General features: G+C 55.6%; 22 protein-coding genes. All 22 read right to left on the bottom strand.

Features of this window, described 5'->3' with window-relative positions; all coding sequences use genetic code 11:
- Window positions 1-43: 43 nt before the first annotated feature.
- The 22 genes from secA to leuO all read right to left on the bottom strand — a co-directional run bounded on the left by secA (window position 44) and on the right by leuO (window position 26750).
- Entirely contained in the window at window positions 44-2749 is a 2706-nt protein-coding gene (gene secA / locus NB069_RS03565) for a preprotein translocase subunit SecA (RefSeq protein WP_250587814.1), read from the bottom strand.
- Window positions 2750-2809: 60 nt separating this feature from the next.
- Entirely contained in the window at window positions 2810-3313 is a 504-nt protein-coding gene (secM, locus tag NB069_RS03560; RefSeq protein WP_250587813.1) for a secA translation cis-regulator SecM, read from the bottom strand.
- Between the two features lie 252 nt (window positions 3314-3565).
- On the bottom strand, window positions 3566-4483 hold the full coding sequence (gene lpxC / locus NB069_RS03555) for a UDP-3-O-acyl-N-acetylglucosamine deacetylase (protein WP_039030368.1): 918 nt from the start codon (window positions 4481-4483) through the stop codon (window positions 3566-3568).
- A gap of 101 nt (window positions 4484-4584) precedes the next feature.
- A complete protein-coding gene (gene ftsZ / locus NB069_RS03550) occupies window positions 4585-5736 on the bottom strand; it encodes a cell division protein FtsZ (protein WP_250587812.1) in 1152 nt (383 codons plus the stop codon).
- Window positions 5737-5799: 63 nt separating this feature from the next.
- Window positions 5800-7056 (bottom strand): cell division protein FtsA, encoded by a 1257-nt coding sequence (gene ftsA / locus NB069_RS03545; RefSeq protein WP_039030370.1) that lies wholly within the window; start codon window positions 7054-7056, stop codon window positions 5800-5802.
- 2 nt (window positions 7057-7058) lie between these two features.
- Window positions 7059-7895 carry a cell division protein FtsQ gene (gene ftsQ, locus NB069_RS03540; protein WP_250587811.1) on the bottom strand — a complete coding sequence of 279 codons (837 nt, stop codon included), beginning with the start codon at window positions 7893-7895 and terminating at the stop codon, window positions 7059-7061.
- A gap of 1 nt (window position 7896) precedes the next feature.
- Window positions 7897-8817, bottom strand: coding sequence for a D-alanine--D-alanine ligase (locus tag NB069_RS03535; protein WP_250587810.1), 921 nt, complete (start codon window positions 8815-8817; stop codon window positions 7897-7899).
- Window positions 8810-10285: a UDP-N-acetylmuramate--L-alanine ligase gene (gene murC, locus NB069_RS03530; protein WP_250587809.1), complete on the bottom strand. Its 1476-nt coding sequence runs from the start codon at window positions 10283-10285 to the stop codon at window positions 8810-8812. Before murC ends, NB069_RS03535 begins: the two co-directional genes overlap by 8 nt.
- A gap of 59 nt (window positions 10286-10344) precedes the next feature.
- Complete coding sequence (gene murG / locus NB069_RS03525; protein ID WP_250587808.1) at window positions 10345-11409, bottom strand: undecaprenyldiphospho-muramoylpentapeptide beta-N-acetylglucosaminyltransferase; 1065 nt, start codon at window positions 11407-11409, stop codon at window positions 10345-10347.
- On the bottom strand, window positions 11406-12650 hold the full coding sequence (gene ftsW / locus NB069_RS03520; protein WP_250587807.1) for a cell division protein FtsW: 1245 nt from the start codon (window positions 12648-12650) through the stop codon (window positions 11406-11408). The genes murG and ftsW overlap by 4 nt, the downstream gene beginning before the upstream one ends.
- Entirely contained in the window at window positions 12650-13966 is a 1317-nt protein-coding gene (gene murD / locus NB069_RS03515) for a UDP-N-acetylmuramoyl-L-alanine--D-glutamate ligase (RefSeq protein ID WP_250587806.1), read from the bottom strand. The genes ftsW and murD overlap by 1 nt, the downstream gene beginning before the upstream one ends.
- A 2-nt stretch (window positions 13967-13968) precedes the next feature.
- Window positions 13969-15051, bottom strand: coding sequence for a phospho-N-acetylmuramoyl-pentapeptide-transferase (gene mraY, locus NB069_RS03510; protein ID WP_103823246.1), 1083 nt, complete (start codon window positions 15049-15051; stop codon window positions 13969-13971).
- A complete protein-coding gene (gene murF, locus NB069_RS03505) occupies window positions 15045-16403 on the bottom strand; it encodes a UDP-N-acetylmuramoyl-tripeptide--D-alanyl-D-alanine ligase (protein WP_250587805.1) in 1359 nt (452 codons plus the stop codon). The genes mraY and murF overlap by 7 nt, the downstream gene beginning before the upstream one ends.
- Entirely contained in the window at window positions 16400-17887 is a 1488-nt protein-coding gene (gene murE / locus NB069_RS03500; RefSeq protein WP_250587804.1) for a UDP-N-acetylmuramoyl-L-alanyl-D-glutamate--2,6-diaminopimelate ligase, read from the bottom strand. Before murE ends, murF begins: the two co-directional genes overlap by 4 nt.
- The gene (locus NB069_RS03495) at window positions 17874-19640 is read right to left on the bottom strand and encodes a peptidoglycan glycosyltransferase FtsI (RefSeq protein WP_250587803.1); all 1767 of its coding nucleotides are present in this window, start codon (window positions 19638-19640) and stop codon (window positions 17874-17876) included. The genes murE and NB069_RS03495 overlap by 14 nt, the downstream gene beginning before the upstream one ends.
- Before the next feature lie 15 nt (window positions 19641-19655).
- Window positions 19656-20021, bottom strand: a complete 366-nt coding sequence (gene ftsL / locus NB069_RS03490) for a cell division protein FtsL (RefSeq protein ID WP_250587802.1) — start codon at window positions 20019-20021, stop codon at window positions 19656-19658.
- Window positions 20018-20959 (bottom strand): 16S rRNA (cytosine(1402)-N(4))-methyltransferase RsmH, encoded by a 942-nt coding sequence (rsmH, locus tag NB069_RS03485; RefSeq protein WP_250587801.1) that lies wholly within the window; start codon window positions 20957-20959, stop codon window positions 20018-20020. The genes ftsL and rsmH overlap by 4 nt, the downstream gene beginning before the upstream one ends.
- 2 nt (window positions 20960-20961) lie before the next feature.
- Entirely contained in the window at window positions 20962-21420 is a 459-nt protein-coding gene (gene mraZ / locus NB069_RS03480; protein WP_103178262.1) for a division/cell wall cluster transcriptional repressor MraZ, read from the bottom strand.
- A 598-nt stretch (window positions 21421-22018) separates the two neighbouring features.
- On the bottom strand, window positions 22019-23023 hold the full coding sequence (gene cra / locus NB069_RS03475) for a catabolite repressor/activator (protein WP_250587800.1): 1005 nt from the start codon (window positions 23021-23023) through the stop codon (window positions 22019-22021).
- Between the two features lie 179 nt (window positions 23024-23202).
- Window positions 23203-23694: an acetolactate synthase small subunit gene (ilvN, locus tag NB069_RS03470; protein ID WP_032616525.1), complete on the bottom strand. Its 492-nt coding sequence runs from the start codon at window positions 23692-23694 to the stop codon at window positions 23203-23205.
- A 1-nt stretch (window position 23695) separates the two neighbouring features.
- Window positions 23696-25420 (bottom strand): acetolactate synthase 3 large subunit, encoded by a 1725-nt coding sequence (gene ilvI / locus NB069_RS03465; protein ID WP_250587799.1) that lies wholly within the window; start codon window positions 25418-25420, stop codon window positions 23696-23698.
- A 385-nt stretch (window positions 25421-25805) separates the two neighbouring features.
- Window positions 25806-26750 carry a transcriptional regulator LeuO gene (leuO, locus tag NB069_RS03460; RefSeq protein ID WP_250587798.1) on the bottom strand — a complete coding sequence of 315 codons (945 nt, stop codon included), beginning with the start codon at window positions 26748-26750 and terminating at the stop codon, window positions 25806-25808.
- Window positions 26751-26832: the final 82 nt, after the last annotated feature.

The raw sequence follows: 26832 nt of genomic DNA, 5'->3' as shown, positions 1-26832 counted from the left end.
AAAAAAGGCGCAGAACTCTGCGCCTTTCTGGTGTGTTTCAGGCTTAGCTCAGACGGCCATGGCACTGTTTGTATTTTTTACCGGAACCGCATGGGCACGGATCGTTACGACCGACCTTACGCTCACCGGACTGCGCGGCAATCGCGGCTGCGGCGGCTTCTTCGTCGTCCTGATGGCTGAGCTGCTGCATCTGAGCCAGACGCTCAGCTTCTTCGCGACGCTGCTGCTCCATCTCTTCCACTTCTTCCGGCATGCGCACCTGAACTTTGCTCAGGGTGCTGATCACTTCGTATTTAAGTGATTCAAGCATGGAGGCAAACATCGCAAAGGATTCGCGCTTGTACTCCTGCTTTGGATCTTTTTGCGCATAGCCACGCAGGTGGATGCCCTGACGCAGGTAGTCCATCGCCGCCAGGTGCTCTTTCCACAGGGAGTCCAGAGTCTGCAGCATCACCCCTTTTTCGAAGTGACGCATCATCTCTGCACCCACGACTTCTTCTTTGCGCTTATAAACCTCAATGGCGTTAGCAAAAATACGCTCGCGCAGGGTCTCTTCGTGCAGCTCCGGCTCTTTATCCAGCCACTCCTGAATCGGCAGATCCAGGTCGAAGTCATTTTTCAGACGCGCCTGCAGACCTTCGACATCCCACATCTCTTCCAGGGACTGCGGAGGAATGTGCCCATCAATGGTGGCTTTAAACACGTCTTCGCGGATGCTGTTGATGGTTTCGCTTACGTCGGAAACGTCTAACAGCTCGTTACGCTGGGTGTAGATGGCGCGACGCTGATCGTTGGCCACGTCATCATATTCGAGCAGCTGCTTACGAATATCGAAGTTACGGCTTTCCACTTTGCGCTGAGCGTTAGCAATGGCTTTGGTCACCCACGGGTGTTCAATTGCTTCGCCCGGCTTCATGCCCAGTTTACGCATCATGCCCGACACACGGTCAGAGGCGAAAATACGCATCAGCGCATCTTCCATCGACAGGTAGAAGCGTGAAGAACCGGCATCGCCCTGACGACCTGCACGGCCGCGCAGCTGGTTATCGATACGACGGGATTCATGGCGCTCAGTACCGATGATGTGCAGACCGCCCGCAGCCAGTACCGCATCATGACGAACCTGCCAGTCGGCTTTAATCTGCGCGATCTGCTCCGGGGTTGGGTTTTCCAGCTCGGCCACTTCTGCCTGCCAGCTACCGCCCAGCATAATATCGGTACCACGGCCTGCCATGTTGGTGGCGATGGTCACGGCTGACGGATAACCCGCCTGCGCAACGATATCCGCTTCTTTGGCGTGGAATTTGGCGTTCAGGACGTTGTGCTTAATACCGGCTTTGGTCAGCTCTTCAGAGACCACTTCCGATTTTTCGATGGAGATAGTCCCCACCAGCACAGGCTGACCCGCAGCGGTACGATCGCGGATATCTTCGATGATAGCCTGAATTTTTTCTGCTTCGGTCATGTAGACCAGGTCCGGCATGTCTTTACGGATCATCGGACGGTTGGTTGGTACCACCACGGTATCCAGCTTGTAGATAGAGCTGAATTCGAAGGCTTCGGTATCCGCTGTACCCGTCATCCCCGCCAGCTTCTCGTACAGACGGAAGTAGTTCTGGAAGGTGATCGATGCCAGGGTCTGGTTCTCATTCTGGATATCGACGTTCTCTTTGGCTTCAACCGCCTGATGCAGACCATCGGACCAGCGACGACCCTGCATGGTACGACCGGTGTGTTCATCGACGATGATAACTTCGCCGTCTTTAACGATGTAGTCCACGTCGCGGGTAAACAGCACGTGCGCACGCAGGGCGGCAGTCACGTGGTGCATCAGCATGATGTTGCCCGGAGAGTAGAGCGACTCGCCCTCTTCCATAATGCCCTGGGCAACCAGTAACTCTTCAATCTGCACCAGACCCCGTTCGGTCAGGTTCACCTGACGGGCTTTTTCGTCAACGGAGAAGTGACCCTCACCCTGGAAGGTGTCGGAGTCCTCTTTTTCCTGACGGATCAGGTGCGGAATGATTTTGTCGACTTTGCGATACATCTCGGAGCTGTCTTCAGCCGGACCGGAGATGATCAGCGGCGTACGCGCCTCATCGATCAGAATGGAGTCCACCTCATCCACCAGCGCATAGTGCAGTTTGCGCTGCACGCGCTCTTCCGGGCTGAAGGCCATGTTGTCGCGCAGGTAGTCGAAGCCGTATTCGTTGTTGGTACCGTAGGTGATGTCAGCGTTGTAGGCTTCGCGTTTCGCAGGAGCCGGCAGGCCTGACATGTTGACCCCGACGCTCATACCGAGGAATTCGAACAGAGGACGGTTGTTTTCGGCGTCACGCTGCGCCAGATAGTCGTTGACGGTCACGACGTGCACGCCTTTACCCGACAGGGCGTTAACGTAGGCTGGCAGCGTCGCGGTCAGGGTTTTACCTTCACCGGTACGCATCTCGGCGATGCAGCGGTCGTTCAGAACCATACCGCCCAGCAGCTGCACGTCGAAGTGACGCATACCGAACACGCGCTTACTTGCTTCGCGCACAACGGCGAACGCTTCCGGGATCAGGCTTTCAACGGTTTCACCTTTTTCGAGGCGGGCACGGAATTCAGCGGTTTTGGCTTTCAGTTCGTCATCGGAGAGTTTTTCCATTGCTGGCTCAAGGCCGTTGATAACGCTGACAGCTTTGCGCATACGGCGCAGGGTACGATCGTTACGGCTACCGAAAACTTTAGTTAGTAATTTGATTAACATAATAAATTCTCAAACGCCCCATGATGGGCAGTTAAATTAAGGTATTGAAAGACGGTTAATTTAGCTGAGGCGTTGAGGTCCGGCACGGATGCCCTGCACCTGGCTTATCCAGGCGGACACGGAGAAGGCATTTTGTGGTTCGAATGCCGCAAGCGCGACCTGACGGACAATTACCGGCGGCTTACTCTGTTGAGTCAGAAGCGTATTGAGCGTGTCCAGCAGCGCCAGATGGTGCGCCTGAACCGGTAAGGACTCTTCAACCGCTGGTAACGCCTGCGGCGCCATGGCAAAGGAGAGATGCCGAATGACGGTACGAATCGCATGCTGATGCCAGTAATCCACCGTGAAGTTCGGTCGGCGGTTCGCTTCCAGCAGGGCAAGATTGGTGAAATTAACCCGCGTGCTCAGATCGTGGCGGGTGGTACTGGTCTTTGCAGTACTGGTGGCTTCGGCGTTACTGCTGAGCGCGGGCAGGCCAAGACTCGCCGCGACCATCCCCAGAAGGAGATGCGGCCAGAAGTAACGTCTGCCAAATTGTCGCCAGCGCGTCAGAATTCCGCTCAATTGCCCCACCACAAGTAAGTAAGCTTTCAGGCTCACCGTATGATTTTTATATTTTCGCGCCAAGATAGTACCACTAAAGCTACGTTACAGCAGCAGTATTGAGGCACCGGGGAGGTTAAAAATGGTGATGAAATAAGCAAACGCGCCATTGACTACAGCGATTTGCGAAGGATAAAAACAAAAAACGACTGGTCTTCCTGGCCGGAGAGAGTGCCAGGTCAACCAGTCGAATTTACATAACGGGTGTTGCCGTTACGCCAGAACCGTGCTCGGTGCTTTGAATGCCAGTGGCAGTTCAGCTTCGTCTTCGAAGGTCACATATTCCCAGGCTTCCTGTTTTGCCAGAACAGCCTGCAACAGTTTGTTATTCAGCGCGTGACCGGATTTATACGCGGTAAACGCACCAATGATGTTGTGACCACACATGAACAGGTCGCCGATTGCGTCCAGCATTTTGTGACGAACGAATTCATCTTCAAAACGCAGGCCGTCTTCGTTCAGTACGCGATAATCGTCAACAACGATGGCACAATCGAAGCTGCCGCCCAGGCACAGGCCGCGGGACTGCAGATATTCGATATCACGCATGAAACCAAACGTACGAGCTCGACTGATCTGACGCATAAACGCATCAGCAGAGAAGTTCATCGCATAGCGCTGGGTGCTGGAATCAATCGCCGGGTGGTTAAAATCGATGGTGAAATCCAACGAAAAACCATTAAACGGCTTGAATTCAGCCCATTTGTCGCCATCCTGGACACGAACGGTCTCTTTGATACGTACGAATTTCTTCGCGCTGTTCAGCTCTTCGATGCCGGCATCCAGCAACAGATAGACGAACGGTGCAGCACTACCATCCATAATCGGAATTTCCGGCGCATCGACTTCAATAACGATGTTGTCGATACCCAGTCCCGCCAGGGCGGCGTTCAGGTGCTCTACGGTAGAGATCCGCACGTCATGCTCATTCACCAGGCAAGTACAGAGCATAGTATCACGCACAGATTTGGCATCAGCCGGGAAATCTACCGGTGGATTCAAGTCGGTGCGACGATAGATGACCCCGGTGTTGGCCGGCGCAGGGCGCAACGTCAGGGTGACTTTCTTGCCGGTATGTAAACCGACACCTGTCGCCTGAACGATACGTTTTAATGTCCTTTGTTTGATCATCGTATAATCTCGCCAAGTTACTTATCCAACCGAGAGTGTACATCACTATCGGGCGGCCAGTTTAGCACAAAGAGCGTAAATTCCCTAATTCCAGCTAATTCTTAATCAGCTTGTTTACGCAGAAACGCTGGAATGTCCAGATAATCCGGCTCTTTCTGAGTTTGTGGCGTATTGTCATTAACCACTTTAGCGGCTGGTTTCTGCTCCTGAGTCAGCGGTGCCATGCCGTGCTGCTGGTAACGATCCATCACCGGCTGCTGGGCAGTTTTGTTAGTCACCAGAGTGATCTCAGGACGTTTGTCCATGCCGATACCGGTGGCAACAACCGTTACGCGCAGTTCATCGTTCATTTCCGGATCAAGGGAAGTACCGATTACCACGGTTGCGTTGTCAGAGGCGAACGCACGGATGGTGTTACCCACGGTTTCGAACTCATCCAGACGCAGGTCGAAGCCCGCAGTGATGTTGACCAGCACGCCGCGCGCGCCAGAAAGATCGATATCTTCCAGCAGCGGAGAAGAGATCGCCATTTCAGCGGCTTCTTCTGCACGGTCTTCACCTTTCGCCACGCCGGAACCCATCATCGCGTAGCCCATTTCGGACATCACGGTGCGCACGTCAGCAAAGTCGACGTTCATCAGGCCTGGACGGGTGATCAGCTCGGCGATACCCTGGACTGCGCCTTTGAGGACATCGTTCGCTGCGCCAAAAGCGTCCAGCAGAGAGATGCCACGGCCCAGCACTTTCAGCAGCTTGTCGTTTGGAATGGTAATGAGCGAGTCCACGTGTTTGGACAGCTCGGTGATACCCTGCTCTGCAAACGCCATACGCTTCTTGCCTTCAAAGTTGAAAGGCTTGGTCACGACGGCAACAGTCAGGATACCTAAATCTTTAGCAACTTCTGCAACAACTGGCGCAGCACCGGTTCCGGTACCACCACCCATGCCTGCGGCGATAAACACCATGTCTGCACCATCCAGCGCAGCACGCAGGGCTTCACGGTCTTCTTCTGCAGCATTACGGCCGACTTCCGGGTTTGCCCCAGCGCCCAGCCCTTTGGTGATGCCGCCACCGATCTGGATTGTCTGGCCAACAGCCGTCTTACGCAGTGCCTGCGCATCGGTGTTCACCGCGAAGAACTCAACACCTTCGATGCGCTCGCGCACCATGTGCTCTACAGCATTACCGCCGCCGCCACCGACGCCGATGACTTTAATCACCGCGTCGTTGGTCAGTTCCATAGGTTCAAACATAGTTTCTCTCCGTTTTGTGCCTGTCGCCTGAAACCGTTAATTCTCTCCGGTCTCTTACTAAAATTAAAACTCTTTTCGCAGCCAGGTGTTGATTCGCTTAAACCACGAGCCCACCGACGTACGTTTTTCTACTTCTGCTTCGCCACTGAGATGGGTTTCCTTCCCGTAATGAAGCAAGCCCACTGCCGTTGAGTAATACGGCTCCTGAGCATAATCCGTCAGACCGGTGATGTTCAGCGGTGCACCAATACGCACCTGCGTATGAAACACCCGCTGAGCGCAGGCCGCAAGACCTTCAATTTGCGCCGCGCCGCCGGTTAATACAATCCCCGCCGCAAGATGATGTTTAACACCCTGCTGGCGAAGCTGTTCCTGTAATTGCAAAATCTCTTCGTTCACCAGATTAAGCAGCTCGGTATAACGCGGCTCAATCACCTCGGCTAAGGTCTGGCGCTGCAGGCTGCGCGGCGGACGACCACCGACGCTCGGCACTTCAACGCTCTCATCTTTACCCACGATAGAGCCCAGTGCACAACCGTGGCGCACTTTAATGGCCTCGGCATCGCTCGGTGGCGTACCGAAAGCGTACGCGATATCGCTGGTGACCACATTCCCTGCGTAAGGGATAACCTTGGTGTGGCGCAGTGCACCACCGGTGTAGACGGCCATGTCCATAGTACCACCACCGATATCGACGACACAGACGCCCAGTTCACGTTCGTCTTCCGTCAGCACCGAATAACTTGCCGCCAGACCGGCGAAAATAAGTTGGTCAACTTTCAGGCCACAACGTTCAACGGCTTTGACGATGTTCTTCGCCATATCGTTGTGACATGTGATCAAGTGCACTTTTGCCTGCATACGCACGCCTGAAAGCCCTACCGGATTCTTGATACCTTCCTGGTAGTCAATCGCGTATTCCTGCGGGATCACATGCAGTACGCGATGCTCGTCACGAACACGTACCGACTTCGCAGTATGCACTACGTTCTCGACGTCTTCCTGCGAGACTTCTTCTTCTGAGATCGGCACCATACCGATCTCGTTCTGGCAGCTGATGTGCTTACCAGAGAGTGCCAGATATACGGAGGAAATCTGGCAATCTGCCATCAGTTCGGCCTGATCGATGGCGCGCTGTACGCATTTCACCACCGACTCGAGGTCGTTTACCCCACCTTTATCCATACCACGGGAGGGGCAGCTACCCACACCAATGATATTGACCACACCGTCGGGCAGAACTTCCCCTACTAAAGCGGCAACCTTCGCAGTGCCAATCTCCAGTCCTACTACCAGTTTTCTGTCCGTCGCCTTGATCATTGTTATTCTGCCTGTACCTGAGCCTGATTCTGTTGCTGATTAGGTTCCTCAACCGGGGCCGGGGTCCACCCGACCGATGCGCCTGAGTCATAGCGCAAATCAACGTAGCTAATCCTTTTGCCTTCAGCCTGCGCCTGCTGCTGCAGAACGGGATAAAGTTCTACAAAACGTTCCAGACGCTTCATCGTGTCACCCCGCCCCAGATTCAGCTTGATATCGTTTGTCAGCGTTAACTGCCAGGAACGACGCGCCGTCATTGCAGCCTGTTTAAGGGTAAAACGATCCTTAGCCAGCACTTTACCCATGCTACGAAAACCTTCCAGCACTTCGTTTTCGCTGCCTTCCGGCCCATATAACATAGGTAAATTTTGCTTGCTGACACGATCGGCCGGGACGCTGAAAGAAACTCCCTCTACGTCAACCATATGCTGATCATTCCAACGCGCAATGGGTACATATTCAACCAGATGAATCTTCAATTCATCAGGCCACTGCTTTCTTACGCTCGCCTGTTTAATCCATGGCAGGCGCTCAATCTGACTCTGGATGATGTTCACATCCTGCGTCATGAAGGTGCCAGGCGACCCTAATGCCAGGATCGACTGACGGATATCGTCATTACGCGTGTAGTGACGGTCACCTGTCACTACCAGTTTCGACAGAGGCAGACGCTGTGCATCTTCCATCCAGCCGAGCACCATCCAGCCGCTGACAAACACAGTACACAGCACGGCAAGCAGGAAGGTAATCCCTGCAAGACGCGTTCCATTACTCCGCCGTGAAGAGGAATACTCTTCTTCTTCCTCGCGGTTTCGCGTGTTCAGCGCAGCCTGAGACATATCAGCCCGCCTGATCCAGAATGCGGACCACCAGCTGCGAGAAGCTCATCCCCGCCTGACGAGCCGCCATTGGCACCAGGCTATGACTGGTCATACCCGGCGAGGTATTGGCTTCCAGCAGATAAAACTGCCCGTCGCTATCCTGCATGACGTCGATTCTTCCCCAGCCCCGGCAGCCAAGAACATGCCAGGCTTTAAGCACCAGCGCGTTTATTTCAGCTTCACGCCCGGCATCCAGACCACTTGGGCAGAAATATTGCGTCTCATCAGAGAGATACTTCGCCTCATAATCATAGAAGGTTCCGGCAGGTTGGATACGAATTGACGGTAAAATTTCTTCACCAAGCATCGCAACGGTAAATTCCGGCCCGCTGAGCCATTTTTCCACCAGAACTTCTTCATCATGTTGAAATGCCAGCGCTAATGCTGATGATATATCGTCAGAATTATCAACTTTAGACATTCCTACGCTTGAGCCCTCACGGCTCGGCTTAACAATCACCGGTAAACCCAGCGCGGCAATGCGCCCGGTAACGCTGGCTGTCAGGCCCTGTTCAAATTCACGACGCGTCAGCGCCACCCACGGCGCAACCGGTAAGCCGGCACCCTGCCACAGCAGTTTGCTGCGCAGTTTATCCATGGAGATAGCGGATGCCATCACGCCGCTGCCGGTGTAAGGCAGGCCGATGATATCCAGCAGGCCTTGCAGCGTGCCGTCTTCACCGCCGCGCCCGTGCAGCGCGATAAAAACTTTATCAAAGCCCAGCGCTTTCAGGCGCGTCACGTCGGTCTCTTTCGGATCGACCAGGTGCGCATTGACGCCACCTTCGCGAAGCCCTGCCAGCACGGCCGCGCCGGAATTCAGGGAAACCTCGCGCTCGGCAGAGGTGCCGCCAGAGAGGACCGCAATCTTATCAGCCATGGCGCTCTTCCTCCGAAATTTGCGGCTTAAGTTTGATTTCGGCCAGAGTGCGGGCGATTTTGCCGATATTTCCTGCCCCCTGCACCAGAATCAAATCGTTGCCGGTCAATACCGGGGCAAGCATCTCCGCCGCCTGGGCATGATCGGAAACCAGAATCGGATCGACCTTGCCGCGACCACGAATGGTACGGCACAGCGAACGGCTGTCGGCACCCGGAATGGCCGCCTCACCTGCCGCGTACACTTCCAGCATCAGCAGCGTATCAACCTGAGACAGCACATTAGCGAAATCGTCATATAAGTCACGCGTACGGGTGTAACGGTGTGGCTGGAACAGCATAACCAGATTTTTGTCCGGCCAGCCGGCGCGCGCCGCTTTGATCGTGGCATCCACTTCCGTCGGGTGATGTCCGTAGTCGTCCACCAGCATTGCGGTACCGCTTTTCCCGTTAACGTTTTCCAGCGGGAACTCACCGAGGAAATCAAAACGACGCCCGGTTCCCTGGAAGCTTTCCAGCGCGCGCAGGATGGCCTCGTCGTCAATGCCTTCTTCTGTGGCTACAGCAACGGCTGCGGCCGCGTTCAGGGCATTGTGGCGTCCTGGTGCGTTCAGCGTCACCTGCAGCAGCTCTTTGTCCTGACGCGCCAGAGTGAAATGCCCCTGCGCACCAATCTGTTTGTAACTTTCCACACGGACATCGGCGTCTTCGCTGAAACCATAGGTGGTGATCTGACGTCCGACGCGCGGCAGCAGCTCACGGATCACCGGATCGTCAACACACATCACCGCACGTCCATAAAACGGCAGGTTGTGCAAAAAGTTTATAAAGGTTTGCTTTAAATTTTCGAAATCGCCCTGGTAGGTATCCATGTGGTCAGCTTCGATGTTGGTCACAATCGCAACCATCGGCTGCAGGTGCAGGAACGAGGCATCACTTTCATCCGCTTCGGCGATCAAATAGCGGCTGTGTCCCAGACGAGCGTGAACGCCCGCGGCTTTTACCAGGCCGCCGTTAACGAACGTCGGATCGAGGCCCGCTTCAGCATAAATGCTGGAAACCATCGCCGTAGTCGTGGTTTTACCGTGCGTGCCGGCAATAGCAATGCCGTGACGAAAACGCATCAGTTCGGCCAGCATCTCTGCGCGGCGGATCACCGGAATACGCGCTTCGTGTGCGGCAACAATCTCCGGGTTATCGGCAGAGATGGCGCTGGAGACCACCACCACGCTCGCATCAAGCACGTTTTCAGGACGATGGTTAAAATAGATGGTCGCACCCAGCGACGCCAACTGTTGCGTAACAGGGTTCGGCGCCAGATCGGACCCGCTGATCTGGTAGCCTTCATTTGCCAGCACCTCGGCAATACCGCCCATACCGGCGCCGCCGATGCCAACAAAGTGAATGTGCCGGACGCGACGCATCTCGGGCACGATTGAACGCAGTTTCGCCAGTTGTTGTGTATTCATTCTCTAAACGCCATCGACTACTTCAAAAAAATCGTGCAGCGCAACACGCGCTGCGAGGGTTAAACCTGGGCTGCCAGGCTCACTTCTTTCGCCACCCGCTCCGTTGCATCCGGGATCGCCGCCGCACGTGCGTGCTGCGCCATCGCCAGTAATGTCTCCCGATCCCAGCCCGCCAGGGTGGTGGCGACCGCCTCGGCGGTGAACTGCGGCTGTTCAAAAATTTTGGCTGCACCGGCTTTTTCAAGCGGCAGCGCGTTCCAGTACTGCTGACGGTCTTTGTGCTGGAACGGCACAAACAGCGCCGGCAAACCGGCGGCGGCGATCTCGCTCACCGTCAGGGCGCCGGAGCGGCAAACGACGACATCGGCCCAGGCATATGCCGCCGCCATGTCGTCGATAAATTCGGTCACTTTGTGCTGCGGTTGGCCCGCGTCGGCATAGGCCTGCTCTACCGCTTGCTGCGCGCCTTTTCCGCTTTGGTGCCAGATTGTCACGCTACCGTTAAGCTTCGCAGCCACCAGCGGCAGGGTCTGATTCAGGACGCGTGCGCCCTGGGATCCGCCTACCACCAGCACCCGCACCGGCCCTTCACGCCCTGCGAGTCGCTCCTGCGGCAACGGCAGCGCCAGCACGTCGACACGCACCGGGTTACCCACCACGTCGGCTTTCGGGAATGCCCCCGGAAATGCCTGCATCACTTTGCTGGCAATTTTCGCCAGCCATTTATTGGTGAGGCCCGCAATACCGTTCTGCTCGTGGAGCACAACCGGGATCCCCAGCGACCACGCCGCCAGTCCGCCAGGACCAGAGACATAACCGCCCATCCCCAGCACTACGTCCGGTTTAAAGCGCTTCATGATCGCCCGCGCCTGTCGCCAGGCATTGAAAATACGCACCGGCGCCAGCGCCAGGGCTTTGATCCCTTTGCCGCGCAGGCCAGAAATACGAATGAAGTCAATCTCAATACCGTGTTTTGGCACCAGATCGGCTTCCATGCGGTCTGCGGTTCCCAGCCAGCGTACCTGCCAGCCCTGATCCATTAAATGGTGTGCAACCGCGAGCCCCGGGAAAACATGTCCGCCGGTACCGCCCGCCATCACCATTAACCGCTTCGGTTGATTCATCGTGAACCTCGTGTAAACGCCTGGGCATTCTCCAGACGCGTTTCATAATCTATGCGCAACAAGAACATAATGGCGGTCGACATGATCAACAGACTCGAACCACCGTAACTGATTAACGGCAACGTCAGACCTTTGGTCGGCAGCATACCTGCTGCTGCACCTACGTTAACCAGCGCCTGGAAGCTAAACCAGATCCCGATTGAACAGGCTAAAAACCCGGAAAAACGGTGATCGATAACCAGCGCTTTACGGCCAATCGACATCGCACGGAAAGCGACGAAGAATACCATTAATAGCGCCAATACCACACCGATATAACCCAGTTCTTCCCCAATAATGGAGAAGATGAAGTCGGTATGCGCCTCGGGTAAATACTCCAGTTTCTGGACTGAATTCCCCAGCCCCTGGCCCCACATTTCACCGCGGCCAAACGCCATCAGCGACTGTGTCAGCTGGTAGCCGCTGCCAAAGGGATCTTCCCAGGGATTCCAGAAAGAGGTCACACGGCGAATACGATACGGCTCGGCGAGGATCAGCAGCACGACCGCCGAAATCCCCATCCCGATGATGGCGATGAACTGCCACAGTTTCGCCCCCGCCAGGAAGAGCATTGCCAGCGTGGTGACGAACAGCACCACCACGGTACCGAGATCAGGCTGGGCCAGCAGCAGAACCGCCAGCACCAGGATCACGCCCATCGGTTTTAAAAAGCCGCGCAGGTTGTTACGGACCTCATCAACCTTACGCACCAGGTAGTTGGCCAGATAGCAGAACAGCGACAGCTTGGTAAATTCCGCCGGCTGGATACGCAGCGGACCGAAGGCAATCCAGCGTGATGCCCCGTTTACCGAGCTCCCCACCACCAGCACGATCAGCAGCATGACGATCGAGGCGATCAGCATCGCGGTACTGTGGCGCTGCCAGAACGTCATCGGCAGACGAAGCGTCACCATGGCCAGACAGAACGCCAGGATGATATACAGCCCGTCACGCTTGGCAAACAGGAAAGGATCGTTCGCCAGACGCTGCCCGACGGGCATCGAGGCCGAGGTCACCATAATAAAACCAATCGCTGCCAGCCCCAGCGTGAGCCAGAGCAGCATGCGGTCATACATTACCAGGCTATCGGAATCTTTATCCCGGGAGCCCATGACCCAGCCTTTTAACGCCGACGAGATCCATACCAGGATGCCAAATCCCGGCAGGCGCGGCATTTTTGGGCGAGGAAGAGAGAAACGCATCAGCCTAACTCCTTCGCCAGGCGGGTGAAGAGATCGCCCCGCTGTTCGAAATTCTTAAACTGATCGAGACTGGCACAGGCCGGAGAGAGCAGCACCATATCCCCCGGCTTCACGCGCGGGGCGATAAGCCGCATCGCCTGTTCCATGGTCCCGGTTTGTTCAGCAATGTCCGGACGCAGCGCGGCCAGTTCGGCACCGTCACGTCCAAAGCAGTAGAGACGCACGTTGTCGCCGCTGAGATACTGTTTCAGCGAAGAGAAATCGGCGGACTTACCGTCGCCCCCCAGCAGCAGGTGCAGGGTGCCGTCGACGTGCAGGCCATTCAGCGCCGCTTCGGTACTGCCAACGTTGGTGGCTTTTGAATCGTTGATCCAGCGCACGCCGTTATGATCCAGCGCCAGCTGGAAGCGGTGGGCCAGACCCGTAAAGGTCGTCAGGGCTTTCAGGCTGGTAGCGCGCGGTAGTCCCGCCGCGTCCGCCAGCGCCAGCGCGGCAAGGGCGTTGGTGTAGTTGTGCTGGCCCGTCAGGTGCATCTCTTTAACGTTCAGCACCTTCTCACCCTTTGCCCGTAGCCAGGTTTCGCCCTGCTGACGGTTCAGGTGATAGTCGCCCATATTGATACCAAAGCTCACGCAGCGCTCATCCGCGCCGCGTACCGGCATGGTCAGCGCATCATCGGCGTTCACCACGCACACGCGGGCATTTTCATAGACGCGCAGCTTGGCAGCGCGATATTGCTGCAGACCAAACGGATAGCGATCCATATGGTCTTCGGTGACGTTGAGGATAGTTGCCGCGACCGCCTGCAGGCTTGAGGTAGTTTCCAGCTGGAAGCTGGAGAGCTCAAGAATGTAGAGTTCGCGCGCGGGATCGAGCAGCATCAGTGCAGGGAGACCGATGTTGCCGCCGACGCCCACATTGATGCCCGCCGCTTTCGCCATCTCACCGACCAGCGTGGTGACGGTGCTTTTACCGTTTGAACCGGTAATGGCAACGATTGGCGCCTGAGCCTCACGGCAGAACAGTTCGATATCGCCGACGATCTCCACGCCCGCCTCGGCGGCAGCGCTCAGGGCCGGATGCGCCAGGGCGATACCCGGGCTTGCAACAATCAGATCGGCGGCGTTCAGCCACGCTTCATTCAGACCACCAAGGTGGCGTTCAACCTGTTCCGGCAATTTATCCAGACCAGGCGGAGAGACACGCGTATCCATCACGCGCGGCGTAACGCCACGCGCGAGGAAAAAGTCCACGCAGGAGAGGCCGGTTAAGCCTAACCCGATGATAACGACTTTTTTACCCTGGTAATCTGCCATGATTAACGTACCTTCAGCGTTGCCAGGCCAATCAGCACCAGCATCAGCGAAATAATCCAGAAACGAACGATGACGCGCGGTTCCGGCCAGCCTTTCAGTTCATAGTGGTGATGGATAGGCGCCATCCGGAAGATGCGCTGTCCGCGCAGCTTGAAGGAACCAACCTGCAGGATCACCGACAGGGTCTCAACCACGAACACACCGCCCATGATCACCAGCAGGAACTCCTGGCGCAGCAGCACGGCGATAATGCCCAGTGCACCACCCAGTGCCAGCGAACCCACATCGCCCATAAAGACCTGCGCCGGATAGGTGTTAAACCACAGGAAACCTAATCCTGCGCCGACGATCGCCGTGCAGACGATCACCAGTTCACCGGCATGACGCAGATACGGAATGTGCAGATAGCTGGCGAAGTTCATGTTACCGCTCGCCCACGCCACCAGCGCAAAGCCCGCCGCGACGAAGACCGTTGGCATAATCGCCAGGCCGTCGAGACCGTCAGTCAGGTTTACGGCATTGCCGGTACCGACAATAACGAAATAGGCCAGCAGGATGTAGAACAGGCCCAGCTGTGGCATCACGTCCTTGAAGAACGGCACCACCAGCTCGGTGGCTGGCGTATCTTTGCCTGCCAGATAGAGCGCAAATGCCACGCCCAGCGCAATCACCGACATCCAGAAATACTTCCAGCGGGCGATCAGGCCCTTGGTGTCTTTGCGCACCACTTTGCGATAGTCATCGACGAAACCGATAATCCCGTACCCGATAAGCACCACCAGTACGCACCAGACGTACGGGTTTGACGGGTAAGCCCACAGCAATACCGACACCACAATTGCGGTGAGGATCATAATGCCGCCCATGGTCGGCGTACCGCGTTTGCTGAAGTGTGATTCCGGGCCGTCGTTACGCACAACCTGGCCAAAAGAGAGTTTTTGCAGACGGGCAATCATGCGCGGGCCCATCCATAGCGAGATGAACAGCGCAGTCAGCAGGCTGACGATGGCGCGAAACGTCAGATAGGAAAAGACGTTAAAGCCGGAATAATATTTGACCAAATGCTCGGCCAGCCAAACTAACATGTCCCATTCTCCTGTAAAGCGTGCACGACCTCTTCCATGGCGGCACTGCGTGAACCTTTCACTAAAACTGTCACTATTTGTTGTTCTGCAACCAGCGCCTTGAGGCGAGCGATCAACGCCGCTTTATCGGCAAAATGCTCGCCGACGCCGCTGGCCTGGCTGATAAACTGGCTGAGGTGACCGGCGCTTAACACGCGATCGATACCGGAGGCTTTCGCCGCCTCACCCACCTGGATATGGCAGGCTTCGCTCTCATCACCCAGTTCGGCCATATCCCCGACCACCATCACGCGATAGCCCGGCATCTCAGACAGCACCTGTACGGCGGCGGTCATAGAACCAACGTTGGCGTTGTAGGAGTCATCCAGCAGCAGTTTGTTTTCTGCCAGCTGAACGGGGAACAGGCGTCCAGGGACGGCTTTGAGGTTTGCCAGCCCGGCTTTGATGGCCGACAGCGGCGCGCCGACGGCCATCGCCAGCGAACTTGCGGCCAGGGCGTTGGCGATATTATGGCGACCCGGCAGGGGCAGCAGCACATCCACATTGCCGGTTGGGGTCTGAAGCGTAAATTCGGTGCCGTGGGAGGTCACATGAATGTTGTTTGCAGTGAAGTCACTGTTTGCGGCATTCGGCGAGAAACGCCAGGTTTTGCGATCTCCGATAACGCTTTTCCAGTTCAACCAGTCGTTGTTATCGGCATTCATGATGGCGATGCCGTTTGCCGGCAGGCCGGTGTAAATCTCGCCTTTCGCTTTCGCCACGCCTTCGAGGGAGCCGAAACCTTCGAGGTGCGCCGCAGCAAGGTTGTTCACCAGCGCCGCTTCCGGACGGGTCAGATCGACGGTCCAGGCGATTTCGCCCTGGTGATTAGCACCCAGTTCGATCACCGCATATTCATGCTCGGGAGTCAGGCGCAGCAGCGTCATCGGCACGCCGATGTCGTTGTTCAAATTGCCTGCGGTATAAAGCGTGTTGCCACACTGCGAGAGGATGGCGGCGGTCATCTCCTTAACGGAGGTTTTACCGGAGGAGCCGGTCAGCGCCACAACGCGCGCCGGAACCTGCTGGCGAACCCATGCCCCCAGCTTCCCAAACGCCAGGCGGGTGTCTTTTACGACTGCCTGCGGCAGGTCGATATCCAGTTTACGGCTGACCAGCAGTGCGCCAGCACCGGCGGCTTTCGCCTGTTCTGCAAAATCATGGGCATCGAAACGCTCACCTTTAAGCGCCACAAACAGGCAGCCTGGGGTGATTTTGCGCGTGTCGGTGGTAACAGCCTCAATGGTCAGATCGTCACCGCTGACTTCAGCGCCCAGGATTGTTGCCAGCTGGTTTAGCGTTACGCTAATCATGCCACCACTCCCAGCAGACGCGCCGCGGTCACACGGTCGGAGTAATCCAGACGGTTGGTGCCGACAATTTGATAGTCTTCGTGGCCTTTACCGGCCAGCAGGACCACATCGTTCTCGTTAGCCTGCATGATGGCGTTGGTCACCGCTTCTGCGCGGCCTTCCACCACGCGAGCGCGTCCCGCATCCAGCATACCGGCCAGAATGTCATTGATGATGGCGCGCGGCTCTTCAGTACGCGGGTTATCGTCGGTTACCACCGCGATGTCCGCAAACTGCTCGGCAATGGCGCCCATCAGCGGGCGTTTGCCTTTGTCGCGATCGCCGCCGCAGCCAAAGACGCACCACAGCTTACCGGCACAGTGCAGGCGCGCGGCTTCCAGCGCTTTTTCCAGCGCATCCGGCGTGTGGGCATAATCCACCACCACGGTCGGTTTGCCAGGAGCAGTAAACACTTCCATACGCCCACAAACCGGCTGCAGGCGCGCAGAAGTGCTGAGCAGGTCTGCCAGCGGATAATCGAGCGCCAGCAGGGTAGCGAGCGCCAGCAGCAGGTTGCTGACGTTGAAGGCCCCCATCAGGCGGCTTTCGATTTCGCCTTCGCCCCATGAGGAGGCAAAGCGGATGATCGCCCCGCTGTCGTGATAGCTCACGTCGGTGGCTTTCAACCAGCGGCCGTGGCAGTTCGGGTTAATATGGTCAGCCATGGAGACCGCAACGGCATCCGGCAGCTTAGACAGCCAGCGGCGTCCCACTTCGTCATCGGCGTTGATAATCGCCTGACCGCAGTGATGCGTGGCATACAGCTGCCATTTCGCCGCTTCGTAGTTTTCCATGTCGCCATGGTAGTCGAGATGATCCCGGCTCAGGTTGGTAAACACGGAGGCAGCAAATTTCAGCGCCGCAACACGGTGCTGTACCAGCCCGTGGGAGGAGACCTCCATTGCCGCAAAGGTCGCGCCCTGCCCTGCCAGACCGGCCAGCACATGCTGTACGTCGACGGCAGAGCCGGTTGTGTTTTCCGTTGGGTTAACTTTGCCCAGCAGGCCGTTGCCCACGGTCCCCATCACCGCACTGGTTTCACCCAGCAGCTGCGCCCACTGTGCCATCAGCTGTGTGGTCGTGGTTTTACCGTTCGTTCCGGTCACGCCAACCAGACGCAGCCGGTCAGAGGGTTCGTTATAAAAACGTCCCGCCAGCGCAGAGAGACGTTCATTCAACTGGCTGAGATAGATGACCGGCACGCCGTGCATTTCACGGATTTCACCGTCAGTGGCCTCATCTTTTGCCTCAGCAATAATGGCAGCTACACCTTGCGCTATCGCCTGCGGGATATACCGACGCCCGTCCGCCTGATGACCCACTACTGCCACAAAAAGATCGCCCGACGCCGCCAAACGGCTGTCGAGTACCATCTCTCGCAGTACTCGCGCAGGTAAACCAGATACCCACGGAGCAAGAAGGTCGCGCAAATTACGATCTGCCACCTGTTCCCTCGCCTTGATTAATCACAAATTCACTTTTCTCGCCCGTTGCCAGCGCATCCGGCTCGATGTTCATGGTGCGCAGTACGCCGCCCATGATGGCACCGAAGACCGGCGCGGAAACGGCGCCACCGTAGTATTTACCCGCCTGTGGATCGTTGATGACCACCACCAGCGCAAAACGCGGATTACTCGCAGGCGCAACGCCTGCAGTGTATGCAATGTATTTATTGATGTAGCGGCCATCTGGCCCCACTTTTTTCGCCGTACCGGTTTTGATCGCAATACGATAACCTTTGATCGCCGCCTTCACGCCGCCGCCGCCAGGCAGCGCAACGCTTTCCATCATGTGAACGACGGTACGGACGATCGATTCCGGGAAGATACGCTCACCGGGCACCGGGGGATCAACTTTGGTAATTGAGAGCGGGCGATAGACGCCATAGCTGCCAATCGTTGCATAGACACGCGCCAACTGTAACGGCGTTACCATTAGCCCGTAGCCGAAAGAGAAGGTGGCCCTCTCTATGTCAGACCACCGTTGTTTTTGAGGATATAAGCCACTGCGTTCTCCGACCAACCCCAAATTGGTCGCTTTTCCCAGCCCAAAACGTGAGTAAGTTTCTACCAACGCTGAGGACGGCATCGCTAACGCCAGCTTGGAAACGCCGACGTTACTCGACTTCTGTAAAACCCCGGTGAGGGTCAATTCGCTGTAACGCGCCACGTCTTTGATTTCGTGACCGTTAATTCGGTAAGGAATGGTATTGAGCACGGTATTTTCATTGACGATGCCGCGCTGCAGGGCCGTCATCACTACCATCGGTTTTACCGTTGAACCCGGCTCGAAGACGTCAGTGATGGCGCGGTTACGCATGGCATCTTTGGCCGTGCCGGTAAAGTTGTTCGGGTTGTAGGACGGGCTGTTGGCCATCGCCAGGACTTCACCGGTGCTGACATCCACCAGTACCGCACTACCGGATTCCGCTTTGTTAAAGGCCACGGCGTTGTTCAGTTCCCGGTAGACCAGCGCCTGTAAACGCTCGTCAATACTCAGCGCAAGGTTGTGCGCCGCCTGGCTATCCGTGGAAGAGATATCTTCAATCACGCGGCCATAGCGATCTTTACGCACCACGCGCTCGCCCGGTTGGCCGGTCAGCCATTTATCAAAGCTCTTCTCAACGCCTTCGATACCCTGGCTGTCAACGTTGGTGAAGCCGATCAGGTGGGCAGTCACTTCCCCGGACGGGTAGTAGCGACGCGACTCTTCACGAAGGTGAATGCCGGGCAGCTTCAGTTTTTTGATGTAATCGGCCATATCAGGGTTAACCTGACGCGCCAGATAGATAAAGCGCCCTTTCGGGTTGGCATTAACGCGCGCCGCCAGCTGATCGAGCGGCATTTTCAGCGCGTCTGACAGCGCTTTCCAGCGGTTATCCAGCGAGATCCCGCCAGCATCATGCAGCTCTTTAGGATCCGCCCAGATCGCTTTTACCGGCACGCTGACCGCCAGCGGACGCCCCGAGCGATCGGTGATCAAACCACGCGACGTCGAGACTTCCTGAACGCGAAGAGAGCGCATATCACCCTGACGCACCAGCATGTCAGGCGCTATGATCTGCAGCCACGCCACGCGGCCCAGCAGGAAACCCAGCGCCAGTAAAATGCAGCCGCACAGCAACGCAAAACGCCAGCTGATAAAGCTGGCCTGTTCTTCCTGACGTTTTGGTTTTAGCGCCTTCGCCGCGGATTTCATGCGTCGCGTTTTTCCTTATTTTTGTACTACGATATTTTCCTGAGAAGGATCAACATGCTGCATCTGCAGCTTTTCCGTTGCGATCCGTTCAACCCGGCTGTGATCGCCGAGCGCATTTTCTTCGAGGATCAGATTTCGCCACTCGATATCCAGCGCATCACGCTCCAGCACCAGCTGTTCGCGCTGCGCCGTTAATAAACGGGTATGGTGAGCGGTGGTCACGACGGTGACCGCCGACACAATGATGCAAATAAACAGGCACAGTGGCAGCTTGCCGAAACGCAACAGATCGTCCCAGATGACGCCAGGTAAAGCATGACGCTCGTTGCTGCTTAGCGTCCCTTTAACCTTGCTTAAGGTATCTGCCACCTTGCCAATCATGCGTTGGTCCTTTCTGCAATACGCAACACTGAACTACGGGCGCGTGGGTTCTCTTCCACTTCTGCTTCGCCTGGCATTAATTTGCCCAATGCGCGCAGCTGACGACCACCCAGCTTTTTAAGCTGCTCTTCCGTCATCGGTAACCCGACCGGAACCTGCGGGCCGCGGCTTTGCTCGCGCATAAAGCGCTTCACAATGCGATCTTCCAGCGAGTGGAAGCTGATAATGGACAGACGACCGCCAGGGGCGAGCACGCCGAGCGAACTCTTCAGCGCCTGCTCGATCTCGTCCAGCTCGCTGTTAACCCAGATGCGAACCGCCTGGAAGGTACGGGTGGCAGGATGCTTATACTTGTCCTTCACCGGAGTGGCCGCCGCGATCACCTCCGCCAGCTCTTTGGTGCGGGTCATCGGCTCAACGCGGTTGCGCTCAACGATGGCGCGGGCAATACGCTTGCCAAAACGCTCTTCGCCAAAGGTTTTGATCACCCAGGCGATATCGGCTTCATCGGCGGTTTGCAGCCACTCGGCGGCGGACTGGCCGCGGGTGGGATCCATACGCATGTCCAGCGGACCATCGCGCATAAAGGAGAAGCCGCGTTCAGCATCGTCAAGCTGCGGTGAGGAGACGCCAAGATCGAGAAGAATGCCGTCGATCTTGCCGGTTAAACCGCGCTCGCTGACGTAATCAGCCAGCGCTGAGAAAGGACCATGAACGATGGAAAAGCGTGGATCATCGATGGTTTTTGCCACCTCAATCGCCTGTGGATCGCGATCGATTGCCAGCAAACGGCCTTCCGCTCCCAGTTGGGAGAGGATCAAACGTGAATGACCACCCCGGCCAAAAGTGCCATCAATATAGATGCCATCAGGACGAATATTCAGGCCATTGACGGCCTCATCCAGTAGCACCGTCGTATGTTTATAATTTTCCATCATATTTATAGAGACAAATCCTGCAATCGTTCCGACAATGTTGCGGAATCAGACTGCTCTGCGTCGATATCTTCCTTGACCCGTTGATACCAGGCCGTTTCATCCCACAGTTCAAATTTATTGAACTGTCCGACCAGCATCACTTCTTTTGTCAGACCGGCATGTTGCCGCAGCACAGGCGCAATCAACAGACGCCCCGCGCTGTCCATCTGACATTCACTGGCATGACCCAATAACAGCCGCTGCACGCGGCGTTCCTGCGGGTTCATGCTCGACAGTCGAGACAGCTTTTGCTCAATGATTTCCCATTCAGGCAAGGGGTAAAGCAGCAGGCAGGCGTGGTTGATGTCAATGGTGCAGACCATTTGACCAGAAGCGCTCTCGTTCAGCTGGTCGCGATATCGTGTTGGAACCGATAAACGCCCTTTGCTGTCGAGATTGACTAACGTCGCTCCACGGAACATGCCAGTCTCACCCCTCCTCACCACTTTTACCCACAAATTCCCACTAAAGGGAGTTTACGGAGCGATGGAAAAGCTTGTCAAGCCAGGACTTCCGCCACATCAGTCTAAATGTTACTGATTTACGAACGGAAGTTAATCAGGCTATTAACCGCACAACTGGCGAGGCAAAATTAACGTGATGAATATTTGTGAGAAAAAACTCGAATATGCATACCAGCGTTAAAAATCACTCATCTCATCGCAACGAAATATAAAGTGTCAGTTTGCGACGCGGGCGGCATTTTAAGCCATATTGTCAGGGGATAACAGCGCCAGATTCAACGCAGCCGCCGTGCCGGCGGCGCGTAAACGAAGAGAGAGACAACGCAAGGGAAAAAATGGCTGATAATTCAGCAACAGGGATCGGTTGTGTAACAAAATAATACAATTAATGTCATCACTGGCAATTAAATAAACATGAGATGCCATTTTAAATAGCTAACAGAAATTAAAAGCGTAGCAGGCGATGTTTTTTAGAGAATTATCTTAAAAAGAATAAGGGATTACGGAACGGATGAATTGCAATAAATTCAGGGCAGTTTTCACTGCCCTGCCACGCTTACGTACGGCTTAATATGCCGCGACGATAGAGGTTGCGGCGAATGCGCGTTAGCCCTGGTTTCGGCTTGCGCGGCTCATCGAGGCTCGCCAGCACAATCTCCAGCACTCTTTCCGCCACGTCGCGATGACGCTGAGCAACAGCCAGCACCGGACACTGCAGGAAATCGAGCAGTTCGTGATCGCCAAATGTCGCAATCGCCAGATCCGAAGGCAGCTTGCCTTCGCGGCGCAACGTGACGTCCATGACCCCTTGCAGCAGCGCAAAAGAGGTCGTGAACAGCGCCTGCGGCATCGGATGGGTTTCCAGCCACTTCTCAAACAGCTGCGCCGAGGCTTCACGCTCGTAGCTGTTGGCATAGAGGAAATCCACTTTACGCGGATCGTCTTTCCAGGCAGTGCGGAAACCCTGCTCTCGCAGGAAGCTCACGGAGAGTTCAGGCAACGCCCCCAGATAGAGAACATTTTCCGCCGGGAAGGTTCGCAGCTCCGCCGCCAGCATCTCGGCATCATCCTGATCGGCACCCACGACGCTTGTAAAATGCTCGCGATCTAAGGCGCGGTCGAGGGCGACAATAGGAAACGAATCATTCGCCCAGCGCTGGTAAAACGGATGTTCCGGCGGTAACGAGGTTGAAACGATAATGGCATCGACCTGACGCTGCAGCAGATGCTCAATGCAGCGCATTTCGTTATCGGGCTGATCTTCCGAGCAGGCGATCAACAGTTGATAGCCGCGCTGGCGCGCCTGGCGCTCAAGATAGTTTGCGATCCGGGTGTAACTGGTGTTTTCCAGATCCGGGATCACCAGGCCGATCGAACGGGTGCGCCCGGCGCGTAAACCTGCCGCGACAGCATTCGGGTGGTAGTTATGTTCACGCACCACGGCCATGACTTTTTCAACGGTCTTGTCGCTGACCCGATACTGCTTCGCTTTACCGTTAATCACATAGCTTGCCGTCGTTCGCGACACGCCGGCGAGCCTGGCGATTTCATCCAGTTTCACAATTGCCCCTTAAAAAGTATAAAAGAGTCCATGACCTTGCCAGGGTTAAGACTAAAACTTGTAACATCTAAGCGCAGAATAGTCTGTGCGGCAACCGCTTTTGTCTGTACAACGGCATCCGGGCGCAAAAAAAAGCCCGGTTAATCGCACCGGGCAATAGAGAGGCGAACTTTTTATCCTTAACGCATCACTTTGTCGCCGCGGGAGAGTCCCACAACGCCTGAACGCGCCACTTCAACAATTTTTGCGACATCCCGCACCGAGGCGAGGAAGGCATCGAGCTTATCGCTGGTGCCGGCAAGCTGAACAGTATAGATAGAGGGGGTGACGTCAATGATCTGCCCGCGGAAAATATCCGCATTGCGTTTCACCTCTTCACGCCCGTAACCGGTGGCCTGAATTTTCACCAGCATGATCTCGCGTTCAACGTAAGCCCCCTGCCCCAGCTCGCTGACGCGTAAGACATCAACCAGCTTGTGCAGCTGCTTTTCGATCTGCTCGAGCACCTTGGCATCCCCGACCGTTTGAATAGTCATACGGGAAAGCGTTGGATCGTCCGTCGGGGCCACCGTCAGGCTTTCAATGTTATAGCCGCGCTGTGCGAAGAGCCCAATCACGCGCGACAGCGCCCCGGACTCGTTTTCCAGTAATACAGATAATATCCGGCGCATATCAGGTTCTCTCCGTTTTGCTTAACCACATTTCATCCATACCGCCGCCACGAATATGCATCGGATAAACATGCTCAGTGCCATCCACAACCACATCAACAAAGACCAGGCGGTTATTTTTAACGTGCTCAAGGGCTTCACCGAGCTTCGCTTCCAGTTCTGCCGGATTGCTGATGCGCATGCCAATGTGGCCGTAGGCTTCTGCCAGACGCACAAAATCAGGCAACGAATTCATATACGACTGGGAATGGCGTCCGGAATAGATCATGTCCTGCCACTGCTTCACCATGCCCAGGTAGCCGTTGTTCAGATTGAGCACCAGCACCGGCAGCTCATACTGCAGCGCGGTGGAGAGTTCCTGAATGTTCATCTGGATACTGCCATCGCCGGTCACGCAGACCACCGTCTCTGCGGGTAACGCCAGCTTAACGCCCAACGCGGCAGGCAGGCCAAAGCCCATAGTGCCGAGGCCGCCGGAGTTAATCCAACGACGTGGCTTATCAAATGGATAGTAGAGCGCGGCAAACATCTGGTGCTGGCCGACGTCCGAGGTAACGTAAGCTTCGCCTTTGGTCAGCCGCCAGATCGTTTCGATCACCGCCTGCGGCTTGATGCTCTCGCTTTGAGTGTCGTACTTCAGGCACTGACGCGCACGCCACTGCTCAATTTGCAGCCACCAGTCACGAATATCATCGAGCGGTTGGGCATAGTTTTCCTGTGCAAGCAGCTCCAGCATCTGATCCAGTACCTGACGCGCATCGCCCACAATCGGCACATCCGCCGGAACGGTTTTGGAAATAGAGGTAGGATCGATGTCGATGTGCAGCACCGTCGCATTCGGGCAATACTTCGCCAGATTATTCGTGGTGCGATCGTCAAAGCGCACCCCCACGGCAAAGATGACATCGGAATTGTGCATCGTCATGTTGGCTTCATACGTGCCGTGCATGCCAAGCATGCCGAGCGCCTGACGATGTGTGGCCGGGAACGCGCCGAGCCCCATTAATGAAGAGGCCACCGGCAGATTCAGCTTTTCGATAAGCGTTCGCAGCTGTGCTTCACACCGGGCGTTCACCGCCCCGCCGCCCACATAGACCACCGGCTTTTTTGCCGTTGCCAGGGTTTGCAGGGCGCGCTTGATCTGGCCCTTGTGCCCCTGAGTCGTTGGGTTGTAGGAGCGCATGCTGACCGACTCCGGCCAGACATAAGGCAGTTTATTGGCCGGATTCAGAATATCTTTGGGAAGGTCAACCACCACCGGTCCCGGACGTCCGCTGGCCGCCAGCCAGAAGGCCTTTTTCAGCACGCCCGGAATATCTTCCGTCTGCTTGACCAGGAAACTGTGTTTCACCACCGGGCGCGAGATACCCACCATGTCGCACTCCTGAAAGGCATCATAACCAATCAGCGAGGTCGCAACCTGGCCAGAGAGCACCACCATTGGAATGGAATCCATATACGCGGTAGCGATACCCGTAATGGCGTTGGTCGCGCCAGGGCCGGATGTCACCAGCACCACGCCCACCTCACCTGTCGCGCGCGCCAGTCCGTCGGCCATATGCACGGCAGCTTGCTCATGACGCACCAGGACATGATCGATACCGCCAACGGTATGTAGTGCGTCGTAAATATCGAGGACCGCGCCCCCAGGGTAACCGAACACTTGCTTCACGCCCTGATCGATCAACGATCGGACGACCATTTCGGCGCCAGACAACATCTCCATGATTTGCCTCCAGGCTTATCGTTTCAGACGGACAGAAGAACCAGATACTGAGCCGTCTTTATTGTCAGGGTTTCCCCTGGCGATTTTTATTGTGCAGAGTGACAGTTACCATAACCGCTCGCCGGAAGGCAGGCAATTAGCAAACCCTGGCTGGCGCATTAACCTAAAAGAAGAAATAAGAGGTATTAATATTTGTTATGGATAAATCTACTACGATAACGAAGAGGAGTGAGCGTTCATCATTTAAAAAGGGAGAAGCACAGTAATTCATGCATTTTCACTGCCAGCAAGCGGCAGTGAAAAATCCTCAAGCAGGATAAAATTTCATAAATAAAATAAAAGACAGGATAAATAACAAAAATATTGAAATTTATTCTGACGACATTTACCGGCGGCAAACGCTTACCAGTAACTCCTCCATCCACTGATGGCCCTTATCGCGACCGGCCGCTTCATGCCATGAAAGGTAGCAGGTCCGCGAGTTAAGGCTCAGAGGCAACGGCATAATGCGTAAATTTAGCGGCTCGGCAAACTCTTCAACCAGCCAGCGCGGGGCAATAGCGACAAGGTGAGTTTGTGAGACAATATTTAATACACTGACCATCGCCATTCCCTGATAAGCCACGCAGGCCTGCTTATCCGGCGTGTCATACCACGGCTGGCTAAATGAGGCGTAACGATCGAGGGCTACCACCGCATGTTGCTCGCGGTAAATATCGCTTTCTTGCAGCATACCATTCAGGCGCGGATGGCTCTTGCTGGTGACCAGAACCATTTCATCCTTGAATAACGGTACACAGGAAAACTCAGGGCGGCGAAACTCTTCGTAGCCGATAACAAACTCCGTTTCCTGATAGCGTAGCTGATGCTCCGTATTCTGATTAAGGGATGACTTAAAAACTAACTGAATATTAGGCGCTACCTGCTCAACCTTATTATAAATAAGTGAGGTGAGGTAATTATCCAGAGGGCTACAAACACACAGATGGAATATACGTTCGCTGCTGCTGGAGTCAAAGCCCGATCCCGGTAATTCATTCTGCACAAGCTGCAGCGCCTGGCGTACCGATGCAAACAGCTGATAGGCGCGGGCTGTAGGCTGGATACCGCGGCCATAACGAACAAATAATTCGTCGTTAAACATAACCTTGAGCCTTGCAACGGCATTGCTGACAGCGGGTTGCGACATCCCCAGCGACTGGGCGGCACGCGTAATATTTTGCTCCTGCATTACCGCATCAAAGACCGTTAAAAGATTCAGGTCCACCGTGCGCAGTTGGGGTTTTGTCCCCTCTGCCACAGACGATTTTTCGCTACTTTCTTCAGACATATCCTGCTCCACTGTCACGCTGAACTCCCTTTGCTCGTGTACAACAATAAATTTAAAAAATATGATTTATCACGCATATAAA

This window comes from Leclercia adecarboxylata, from assembly GCF_023639785.1.
Lineage (GTDB): Bacteria > Pseudomonadota > Gammaproteobacteria > Enterobacterales > Enterobacteriaceae > Enterobacter > Enterobacter adecarboxylatus_D.
The sequence above is the reverse complement of the archived record's forward strand: the minus strand, read 5'-3'. Positions and strand labels throughout refer to the sequence as shown.

Bases quoted from the DNA above. Each gene is read 5' to 3' on its own strand.
- secA (WP_250587814.1), bottom strand. From the start codon at position 2,749: ATGTTAATCAAATTACTAACTAAAGTTTTCGGTAGCCGTAACGATCGT.
- lpxC (WP_039030368.1), bottom strand. From the start codon at position 4,483: ATGATCAAACAAAGGACATTAAAACGTATCGTTCAGGCGACAGGTGTC.
- ftsZ (WP_250587812.1), bottom strand. From the start codon at position 5,736: ATGTTTGAACCTATGGAACTGACCAACGACGCGGTGATTAAAGTCATC.
- ftsA (WP_039030370.1), bottom strand. From the start codon at position 7,056: ATGATCAAGGCGACGGACAGAAAACTGGTAGTAGGACTGGAGATTGGC.
- ftsQ (WP_250587811.1), bottom strand. From the start codon at position 7,895: ATGTCTCAGGCTGCGCTGAACACGCGAAACCGCGAGGAAGAAGAAGAG.
- NB069_RS03535 (WP_250587810.1), bottom strand. From the start codon at position 8,817: ATGGCTGATAAGATTGCGGTCCTCTCTGGCGGCACCTCTGCCGAGCGC.
- murC (WP_250587809.1), bottom strand. From the start codon at position 10,285: ATGAATACACAACAACTGGCGAAACTGCGTTCAATCGTGCCCGAGATG.
- murG (WP_250587808.1), bottom strand. From the start codon at position 11,409: ATGAATCAACCGAAGCGGTTAATGGTGATGGCGGGCGGTACCGGCGGA.
- ftsW (WP_250587807.1), bottom strand. From the start codon at position 12,650: ATGCGTTTCTCTCTTCCTCGCCCAAAAATGCCGCGCCTGCCGGGATTT.
- murD (WP_250587806.1), bottom strand. From the start codon at position 13,966: ATGGCAGATTACCAGGGTAAAAAAGTCGTTATCATCGGGTTAGGCTTA.
- mraY (WP_103823246.1), bottom strand. From the start codon at position 15,051: ATGTTAGTTTGGCTGGCCGAGCATTTGGTCAAATATTATTCCGGCTTT.
- murF (WP_250587805.1), bottom strand. From the start codon at position 16,403: ATGATTAGCGTAACGCTAAACCAGCTGGCAACAATCCTGGGCGCTGAA.
- NB069_RS03495 (WP_250587803.1), bottom strand. From the start codon at position 19,640: ATGAAATCCGCGGCGAAGGCGCTAAAACCAAAACGTCAGGAAGAACAG.
- ftsL (WP_250587802.1), bottom strand. From the start codon at position 20,021: ATGATTGGCAAGGTGGCAGATACCTTAAGCAAGGTTAAAGGGACGCTA.
- rsmH (WP_250587801.1), bottom strand. From the start codon at position 20,959: ATGATGGAAAATTATAAACATACGACGGTGCTACTGGATGAGGCCGTC.
- mraZ (WP_103178262.1), bottom strand. From the start codon at position 21,420: ATGTTCCGTGGAGCGACGTTAGTCAATCTCGACAGCAAAGGGCGTTTA.
- ilvN (WP_032616525.1), bottom strand. From the start codon at position 23,694: ATGCGCCGGATATTATCTGTATTACTGGAAAACGAGTCCGGGGCGCTG.
- ilvI (WP_250587799.1), bottom strand. From the start codon at position 25,420: ATGGAGATGTTGTCTGGCGCCGAAATGGTCGTCCGATCGTTGATCGAT.
- leuO (WP_250587798.1), bottom strand. From the start codon at position 26,750: ATGTCTGAAGAAAGTAGCGAAAAATCGTCTGTGGCAGAGGGGACAAAA.